Here is a 7,254-nt window from a genome sequence, read left to right as displayed (position 1 = left end):
GCCAACTATCTCCGTAACGCCGGATATGACGCCAACTAACCTGAAAACGCTCTAGACACTGCACGGAGCGTGCGCCGTTGCCGATTACCAGCACTGCCATCGCCTCGACGAGTGCGGTTTCCATCTCCCGAACGTGTGATACGCCACCGGCAACGGGATCGGCACGTTGACGCGAACCGAAGCGAGCTTCTGTAACGACTTCATGCGTCGGAACCGGAGCATCGCTCGCTCTCGTCGCCGGAATGACAGGCGGCCGTTCTCGACCCTGTTGTTAAAATGGTTTCATTACTGCCAGGATGGCGATCCCGATCACGCAGCCGAGAATAAGCGGATGCAGGGGAGGCGAAACCACTGCTGCGCCGCTGCTGAGCCGGCGCAATTTTCCCGACTGCATGCCGTGGACCACCGACAGCAGCACGACGAGAACCAGCTTTGCTTGGAGCCAGCCGTTTGCCAGCCACTCGCCATTTATCGCCATGATCAACCCGAGCGACCAGACGAGCAGCATCGCGGGCGTCGTCACCGCCTGATCCCAGCGCCGAATGCGCCGCGCGACCGGCGCATTCGACGGTTCGGCACCCGCGGCGGCGAGGAACATCGAGACGCCGATCACCCCGCCGGTGAAGACCAGCGCGGACGCGACGTGCAATGCCTTCAGCCAGGGGTAGAGCGGCGCCAGGGTCACCCGAACGTCTCCAGTGTCTTGCGCCGGATCAGCGACATGTTGAGGAAACCGCCGAATGGCACCAGCGCGCCGATCACCAGCCGCGCGACGTCGCGACCGCGCCACCCGCCGCCGGACACCGTCTGCACCACCGTCCAGAGATAGGCGAGGAACATCAGCCCGTGGACCGGCCCCATGATCCGGACGCCCAGCGGCTGCCCGGCGAGATGCTTGAGCGGCACTGCGATGCCGACGAGCAGGATCAGCGTCGCGCCTTCCCCCAGCGAGGCCAGGCGGAGCCGACGAAGCTGCGACCGCTCCAGGTCGCCGGGCGAGAGCATGTTCATGTCTCGATCGTCTCCGGTCCAGGGGTGACGAGCCCGACGCAGCTGCCGAAGCCGATCGAGCGAAAGCCCGGCGCCGCGGCGCGGCCCGACAGGGTGATCCGGTCGCCGTCCTCCAGGAAGGTACGCGTCTCGCCGCCGGGCAAGTCGATCGGGCGCGTACCGCTCTGCGTCAGCTCGAGCAGGCTGCCCAGGCCGGAGGCGTCCGGCGTCGAGATCGTCCCGCTGCCGAACAGGTCACCACCGTGCAGGTCGCAACCGTTGGAGGCGTGATGGGTGACGAGCTGCGCGGCGGTCCAGTACATATGGCGCGCGGCGCTGCGGCTGATCCGGACCGGCGGGACGCCGTCGGCGCGCATCCGCGCGGTGTCGATCTGCACGTCGAGCGTTATGGCGAAGGCGCCGCGCGCCTGGTCCTCGTCGCTCCACAGATAGGGCAGCGGCGCGGGGTCGCCGGCGGGACGGGCCGCCTGCGCCGTGCGGAACGGCGCCAGCGCCTCGGCGGTCACGACCCACGGCGAGATCGTCGTCAGGAAGCTCTTCGCCAGGAACGGCCCGAGCGGCTGATACTCCCACGCCTGCACGTCGCGCGCCGACCAGTCGTTGAGCAGGCACAACCCGGCGATCCGGTCGCCGGCGGCGTCGATCGCCACCGCCGTGCCCAGCGCGTTGTCGCCGCCGATCCAGAGGCCGAGTTCGAGCTCCAGGTCGAGCCGTCGCGTCGGGCCGAACTCGGGGGCGTCGGCATCGGCCGCCTTGCGCTGCCCGTTCGGGCGCGGCACCGGCGTCCCCGACAGGCGCACCGAGGAACTGCGGCCGTGATAGCCGATCGGGACATGCTTGTAGTTCGGCAGCAGCGGGGTGTCGGGGCGGAACAGCCGGCCGACATTGGTCGCGTGATGGATGCCGACGTAGAAATCGGTGTAGTCGCCGATTCGCGCGGGCAGATGCAGACTGCAGGCGTCGGCGGCATACAGCAGCGGCTCGACCGCCGCCCGGTTCGGCAGGTCGGACAGGATCGCCGACAGGAACCGCCGCAACGCGCGCCGGTCACCGGGCGGGCGGGCGAGCAACGGGTTGAGTGTCGGCCCGGCCGCCGCCCGCAGCGCCTCGGCCACTTCCGTCACGGGCACGGCGCCGCCCAGCGCCGCCAGGTCGAGAATGCGGTCGCCGATCGCGACGCCGCCGCGCGGGCCTTCCCCCGGCGGCGAGAAGATGCCGAACGGCAGGTTCTGGACCGGGAAATCCGGGTGCTCGTCCGCGCCCGGCACCCAGCTGCGCAAGGCGGAATCGTGGGTCTCGTCGATCGCGTCGCTCATCGCGGCGGGCTCCCTTCGGCACGAGCGAATGCCTGGTCGATCACCGCCCGGTCGCCGATATGGTTGATGAGGATCAGGTTCAGCCGCGCCGCGATGCGGAGGCTGTCCTCCAGCGTATGCCCGTCATGCAGCGCCAGCAACCGCGCATAGACGTCGTCGACGCCGTCGATATTGGGCGCGACAGTGAGAGCGCCCATGTCAGTTCCCCTTCGCGCGGGCGAGCGCGGCGAGCACCGCCGCGCGGTCGGCCGTGTGCCACCGCGCGCAGACATATTGATCGGGGCGGACGAGATAGGCGCGCCCCGGCGCGAGCGCGTAGCGGTCGGCGAACGGCCCGCCCGCACCGGCGGCGTCGATCACCGCGATCCCGTCCAAGGCGCCGCCGCGCCAACCGTCGGCCAGCAGCACGAAATCGTCGCCGAGCCGGTCGAGCAGCCATCCTTCGCCGATGCGGGCATCGAGCGCAGGTGATCCCGGGGCGAGGCCGGTGCCCCGCCAGTCGTCGCGGTCGGGGCTGTTCAACGCGCTGCCGGCGAGCGCGACGGCGGTCGAGAGCCGGCCCGAATTCACGAACGGCGCGGCGAACGGCAGCTCCGCCGCCAGTTCGAGCACGGCATCGCGGAAGATCCGGCTGACGGCCGATTTGGGCGTCATGAAATCGGTCGAGCGGCTCGACGCGCGGATATTCTCGTCCGCCACCGCGCCCGCCTCGGCGTCGTAGCTGTCGAGCAGGCCCGGTCCGCCCGCGCCGCGCAGGACAAGATCGAGCTTCCACCCCAGATTGGCGACATCGGCCAGCCCGCCGTTGCAGCCGCGCGCCCCGAACGGCGAGACGAGGTGCGCGCTGTCGCCGGCGAAGATCACGCGCCCGTGGACGAAGCGCGCCATGCGCCGGCACTGGAAGGTGTAGACGCTGTACCATTCGCGTTCGAATGCCACATCCGCGCCGAGCATGCCGCGCACCAGCGGCTCGACATTCTCCGGAAGGACCGCCGCCGCGCGATCGACGTCCCAGCCGAGCTGGAAGTCGAGCCGCCACACATCGTCGGGCTGCTTGTGGATCAGCGCCGACTGCCCCGCGAAAAACGGTGGATCGAACCAGAACCAGCGCTCGGCGGGGCGCTTGCCCTTGATGCGGATGTCGGCGATCAGGAAATTGTCCTCGAACACGCGGCCGTCGAAATCGAGCCCGAGCAGCGCGCGCGCCGCCGAGCGGCTGCCGTCGCATGCCACCACCCAGTCGGCGTGGATGGCGTAGCTTCCCTCGGCGGTCTCGACCGACAGCGTCGCGCCGTCGTCGCGCGCTTCGAGCCCGGCCAGGCGGTGGCCCCAGCGCAGGGCGACGTTCGGCAGCGTGGCAAGCGCCTCGACCAGCCGCTCCTCGACATGATATTGCTGGATGTTGATAAAGCCGGGTCGCTTCTGGTCCTTGACCGGCAGCACGTCGAATTCGAGCACGGGCGCGGCGCGGTTGCCCCGGAACACCTTGCCGACGTTCCACACGACGCCCTTGTCGACGATGGCGTCGCCGACGCCGAGCGCATCGAAGATGTCGAGCGAACGCTTGGCGAAGCAGATCGCCTTGGAGCCCGCCGCGATGAAATCGTGTAGGGCAAGCACGATAACGTCATGCCCGCGCCGCCCGAGATCGAGCGCCATCGCCAGCCCCACCGGCCCCGCGCCGACGATCACGACGCCCGCGCGCTCGGCGCGGCCCGGGGGCGGCGGCACCGCGCCCATCGCGCGCCATACGGGAATACCGGCCGCGTCCATCGCGTTCAGCCCTGCAACGCGGCCCAGACCTGGCGGTCGCGCTCCATCGTCCAGATGCGCGGCCGTTCGATGCCGTCGCATTCGTCCCACACCCGCTGGACGTTGAAGGGGAGGCAATGCTCGAAGATCGGCCATTGCCCGAATTTCGGCGCCAGTGCCGCATGCGTGGCGTCGAACGCCTCCTTCACTGTACCGCCGCGCCGGTGCACCGCGCCGACCGCATCGATCATGCCGGTGAGGAACGACCGCGTCTGTTCGATCGCCGCGTCGGTCGCGACGGTGCCGCGCGCCACCGCGCCGCGCCCGCCGACGAGATGCTCCGCACGATACGCCTTGACGCGGTCGAGCGTCGCGCCCGACCAGTCGAAATGGAACGCATCGCCGGTGTACAGCGCCGCCTCGGCCTCGACGAGATCGCCCGCGAACAGCGTCCGCGACCGGTCGTGCCACACGACGACGTCGCCCTCGGTATGGCCGCGCCCGCAGAAGCGCAGGCCGAGCGCGCCGCGATTCCCGCCCAGTTCGATGCGGTGCTGGGTCGCAAACGTCGTGGTGGGGCGGGTCAGCCCGGGGATCTCGTCAGGGTCCTTGAACAGGCGCGGCATCCGGCCGAACTCGCTGTCCCAATCCGCGCGCCCGCGTTCCTCGACCAGCGCCGCCGTCGCCTCGCTCATCACGATATGCTCCGCCCCGAACGCACTCGCGCCGAGCACCCGGACCGCGTGATAATGCGTGAGGACCAGATACCGGACCGGCTTGTCGGTGTGCCGCCGCAGCTGCGCCAGCCAGTCGCGCGCCGCCGCCGGCGTCGCCCGCGCCTCGATGCACACGACGAAATCCTCGCCCTCGATCGCGCCGACATTGGGATCGCCCTGCGCGGTCAGCGCGTAGACGCCGTCGGCCAGGACCTCCAGGGTCTCGGTCTTTTCGGCGAGGTCGGTGGAGGAGGCGAAGGGCTTGGACATGACGATTCCTTGGGCGCGGCGGCGACGGATGCGAGGCTCAGGCCCCAGAATCAAGCCGGCGTCAGGCTGCGCTCCCGGAAGCGGCGGACGATGCCGAGACCCTCGGCATTGGGTTCCGCGAGCATGTGGTTGACGATCGCGACCACCTCGGGCGCGGCGACGAACGGCGATCCGCTGTCGAACGGCGGCCGGGGATCATATTCCATCATCAGTTGCGAGCATTTCGCGGCGACATCGCCGCGCAATTCGGCGAGCAGGGTCAGCCCGAAATCGATCCCGGCGGTCACGCCGCCGCCCGAGACGCGGTTGCGGTCGATCACGACGCGCTCGCGCACAACCTCGACGCCGAATTCCTCCAGGATGGGAATGGTGGCCCAGTGCGTCGTGGCCTTGTAACCGTCCATCAGCCCGGCGGCGGCGAGCAGGATCGAGCCGGTGCAGACCGAGGTGATGTATCTGGCGGTTTGGCCGTGATCCTGGAGGAAACGGATGATGCGTGGATTCTCGACAGCGTCGAACGCGCCGCTGCCGCCGGGCACGAACAGGATGTCCAGCGCGGGCGGGCAATCGTCGAACGTCGTCGTCGGCAGGATCGCGATGCCCGAATCGGTCATCACCGGATCGAGCGTCTCCGACAGCAGATGGATCGGCCCATGGCCGAACAGCGCGAGTTGCGGCCCGGCGAGATCGAGCAGCGTCATGCGCGGAAAGATCACCATTCCGATCCGGAGCGGCGGCAGGGGCGGCGGGGCGGCGGTTTCGATGGCGCTCATGACGATTCTCCGTGATGACAGACTTGTCTAAAAGCACGATCGGTCGTACTATTCAAGGATGAAAAAGATGCCTGCCAGGACGTACGACCGCATTCTCGACCAAGGGCTGGAGATGCTCAGCGTGACCGGCCTGTCCGGCGTGACGTTCGGTGCGCTGGCGGACGCGGTCGGCATGTCGAAGAGCGGCCTGTTCGCGCATTTCCGCTCGAAGGAGGATATCCAGCGCCGCCTGCTCGGCCATGCCGACGCGCTGGTCGCCGCGCACGTCGTCGCGCCGGCGATGGCGGAGCCGCCCGGCCTGCCGCGGCTGACCGCGCTGATGCGCCGCTGGCTCGGCTGGACGCGGCGCGCCGGGCTGGGCGGCGGCTGCCCGATCGCGTCGGCGCTGTTCGAGCTGGACGATCTGGACGGCGAGGTCCGCGCACAGGTCGGTGCGGCCGAGGCGCGGTCGCGCGCCCTGCTCGCCACGCTCGCCGGCGAAGCGGTCGCGGACGGAACGTTCAGGCCCGATACCGATATCGACCAGCTCGTCTGGGAATTGCGCGGCCTCTATCTCGGCCACCACGTATCGAGCCGCTTCGCCGCCGAGCCGCTCGCCGACCAGCGCGCCTGGACCGCGTTCGAGGCGCTGGTGGAGCGTTACCGCCGATAGGCGAGCGGACAGGCGCCGGCCGGGAACCGCTATTTCGCGTAAGCGGCGGCCTCCGGCGCCGCGTCGAGCAGCGCATGCGCCGCCGTCTCCAGCGCGGCATTGTCGCGCAGCAGCGTGAAGACGCGGCTTTCGACCATCGCGACGAATTGCTTGAACAGTTCGTCGCGCAAGGCCTCGACGCGCACCGCGATCCGCGCGGTGCTGCTCGCCGAGTCGCCGATGATGATGCACAAGGCCAGCACACTCTCGCGCGGCACGTAGGAGACGAGCGAATGCAGCGCGCCGCTCATGCGCTCGGCGTTGAGCAATGTGTCCTGCCAGTCGATCTCGCGCACGATGCCCCATGCCTGGACATCGAAGAACAATTCGCGGAACGCGGCGTTGCCGTTGGTATAGTCCCAGCACAGATAGAGCGCCTTGCGCACGTCGCGGGTGAAATCGGCGACGGTGCGGACGTTGGTGAAATAGCCGTCGGCGGCGCTGCCCAGGATACGGTAATGCCGGTCGCACAGCGCATACAGCACCTCGTCGCGGTTGTTGAAATACTGGTACATCGAGCCGATCGGCACTTCCGCCCGGGTGGCGATGTCGTTGACCGTCAGCGTCCCGACGCCGCGCTCGATCAGCAGCGCCTCGGTCGCGTCGAGGATCCGCTCGACGCGCTGCTTGGCGCGCAACTGGGTGGGGATTTTGCGCATCGGGTACATATAATGCCCTTAACGAAGCGGAGATGGCAACGGCGAATATCACGCCCTTTACAGATA

The 7,254-nt window shown here is 69.0% G+C and carries 9 protein-coding genes; 1 reads left to right on the top strand and 8 read right to left on the bottom strand.

What is annotated here, in order from left to right; translation table 11 throughout:
- Positions 1-271: 271 nt before the first annotated feature.
- From ACFE7K_RS13645 to ACFE7K_RS13615, 7 genes are read right to left on the bottom strand one after another with little or no spacing between them, the layout of a single operon-like run.
- Positions 272-685, bottom strand: coding sequence for a CopD family protein (locus ACFE7K_RS13645; protein ID WP_375398745.1), 414 nt, complete (start codon positions 683-685; stop codon positions 272-274).
- Positions 682-1,011, bottom strand: coding sequence for a DUF3817 domain-containing protein (locus tag ACFE7K_RS13640; protein ID WP_375398744.1), 330 nt, complete (start codon positions 1,009-1,011; stop codon positions 682-684). Before ACFE7K_RS13640 ends, ACFE7K_RS13645 begins: the two co-directional genes overlap by 4 nt.
- Complete coding sequence (gene fahA, locus ACFE7K_RS13635; protein ID WP_375398743.1) at positions 1,008-2,327, bottom strand: fumarylacetoacetase; 1,320 nt, start codon at positions 2,325-2,327, stop codon at positions 1,008-1,010. The genes ACFE7K_RS13640 and fahA overlap by 4 nt, the downstream gene beginning before the upstream one ends.
- Positions 2,324-2,524: a DUF2783 domain-containing protein gene (locus ACFE7K_RS13630; RefSeq protein WP_375398742.1), complete on the bottom strand. Its 201-nt coding sequence runs from the start codon at positions 2,522-2,524 to the stop codon at positions 2,324-2,326. Before ACFE7K_RS13630 ends, fahA begins: the two co-directional genes overlap by 4 nt.
- A gap of 1 nt (position 2,525) precedes the next feature.
- Complete coding sequence (locus tag ACFE7K_RS13625) at positions 2,526-4,100, bottom strand: FAD-dependent oxidoreductase (RefSeq protein WP_375398741.1); 1,575 nt, start codon at positions 4,098-4,100, stop codon at positions 2,526-2,528.
- Positions 4,101-4,105: 5 nt separating this feature from the next.
- The gene (locus ACFE7K_RS13620) at positions 4,106-5,065 is read right to left on the bottom strand and encodes an MBL fold metallo-hydrolase (protein ID WP_375398740.1); all 960 of its coding nucleotides are present in this window, start codon (positions 5,063-5,065) and stop codon (positions 4,106-4,108) included.
- A gap of 50 nt (positions 5,066-5,115) precedes the next feature.
- Positions 5,116-5,838 (bottom strand): DJ-1/PfpI family protein, encoded by a 723-nt coding sequence (locus tag ACFE7K_RS13615; RefSeq protein WP_375398739.1) that lies wholly within the window; start codon positions 5,836-5,838, stop codon positions 5,116-5,118.
- A gap of 58 nt (positions 5,839-5,896) precedes the next feature.
- On the opposite strand from ACFE7K_RS13615, the gene ACFE7K_RS13610 reads away from it, so the two are divergent.
- The gene (locus tag ACFE7K_RS13610) at positions 5,897-6,490 is read left to right on the top strand and encodes a TetR/AcrR family transcriptional regulator (protein ID WP_375398738.1); all 594 of its coding nucleotides are present in this window, start codon (positions 5,897-5,899) and stop codon (positions 6,488-6,490) included.
- Between the two features lie 29 nt (positions 6,491-6,519).
- Here ACFE7K_RS13610 and ACFE7K_RS13605 read toward each other — a convergent pair whose 3' ends face one another.
- Complete coding sequence (locus ACFE7K_RS13605) at positions 6,520-7,188, bottom strand: TetR/AcrR family transcriptional regulator (RefSeq protein ID WP_375398737.1); 669 nt, start codon at positions 7,186-7,188, stop codon at positions 6,520-6,522.
- Positions 7,189-7,254 lie beyond the last annotated feature (66 nt).

Origin of the sequence: uncultured Sphingomonas sp. (assembly GCF_964244265.1) — a bacterium.
Lineage (GTDB): Bacteria > Pseudomonadota > Alphaproteobacteria > Sphingomonadales > Sphingomonadaceae > Sphingomonas.
Note: the sequence above shows the minus strand (reverse complement) of the source record. Positions and strands in the feature narration are given on the sequence as shown.